This is a genomic window from Marinobacter iranensis (genome assembly GCF_029207565.1).
GTDB classification, from domain to species: domain Bacteria; phylum Pseudomonadota; class Gammaproteobacteria; order Pseudomonadales; family Oleiphilaceae; genus Marinobacter; species Marinobacter iranensis.
In genome coordinates this window covers 1-236 of record NZ_JANCMW010000407.1, presented here as the reverse complement: position 1 = coordinate 236, position 236 = coordinate 1, and the positions used below count along the sequence as shown (strand labels likewise).

Sequence of the window (236 nt, the reverse complement as noted above, 5' to 3'; positions counted from 1 at the left end):
CTCCTTGGGCGTATCCGGCGGGACGGAGCCTGCGGTCGAATCGCCGGATCAGTTGGGGCTGGACGCGTCCACGATCAAGCGGGTTCGCGTGAAGCTTGGCAACCAAACGACCGGCTCTCAAGCGAAGCTCTATTATACGACGGATGCCGATCCCGTTTGGAATGCGGCTAAGTCGCTCTCGACCTATATCATGCCTGGCGATTCGACCATTCGCGAGTACGTGTTCGATACGACCA

General features: G+C 58.9%; 1 protein-coding gene. It reads left to right on the top strand.

From position 1 onward, the window contains the following. On the top strand, positions 1-236 hold a 236-nt coding region (locus NLU14_RS22890; protein WP_275710931.1), incomplete at both ends, for a hypothetical protein.